General features: G+C 64.3%; 1 protein-coding gene. It reads right to left on the bottom strand.

Annotation, left to right across the window (positions count from 1 at the left end; all coding sequences use genetic code 11):
- A partial coding sequence (locus IEY93_RS37845; RefSeq protein ID WP_229690884.1) for a DUF397 domain-containing protein occupies nucleotides 1–112 on the bottom strand: 112 nt, incomplete at its 3' end.
- Between the last annotated feature and the right edge of the window lie 95 nt (nucleotides 113–207).

Here is a 207-nt window from a genome sequence, read left to right as displayed (position 1 = left end):
TGGGGCGTTTGCTGTCGCGTACCGCCATGCCGCCGGGGAGAGGGGCGATCTCGACGCAGTTGCCGCCGTTGCCGCTGCTGTGGGAGGACTTGTGCCAGTGCAGGTTGACCATTCGCGGTCTCCGATACTTAGCCGTTGGTGGGCTCGGCGATCTTCAGACTCTGGACGAATGTGCGCCATTCGCTCTCGGGGAAGCGGATCATGGGG

It is taken from the genome of Sphaerisporangium melleum, assembly GCF_014646695.1.
Classification (GTDB): Bacteria; Actinomycetota; Actinomycetes; order Streptosporangiales; family Streptosporangiaceae; genus Sphaerisporangium; species Sphaerisporangium melleum.
The sequence above is the reverse complement of the archived record's forward strand: the minus strand, read 5'-3'. Positions and strand labels throughout refer to the sequence as shown.